Annotated in this window: 1 rRNA gene; it reads left to right on the top strand. The window is 46.3% G+C overall.

Annotated elements, in window-relative coordinates:
• Positions 1 to 83 precede the first annotated feature (83 nt).
• Positions 84 to 199 (top strand): 5S ribosomal RNA (gene rrf, locus IHV09_RS22260).
• The last annotated feature ends 2 nt before the right edge of the window (positions 200 to 201 follow it).

Consider the following 201-nt stretch of genomic DNA (forward strand, 5'->3'; position numbering starts at 1 on the left):
GCATAACGTTTGGAAACGTCGTATCTAGTTTTGAGAGAACATACTCTCTACAATTTAGAATCATGGTGAAAGTCATGGTTAGGTCTAGTGATGATGGCAAAGAGGTCACACCCGTTCCCATACCGAACACGGAAGTTAAGCTCTTTAGCGCCGATGGTAGTTGGGGGTTTCCCCCTGTTAGAGTAGGACGTCGCTAGGCAA

The organism is Fictibacillus sp. 23RED33, from assembly GCF_015903925.1.
Taxonomy (GTDB): domain Bacteria; phylum Bacillota; class Bacilli; order Bacillales; family Fictibacillaceae; genus Fictibacillus; species Fictibacillus phosphorivorans.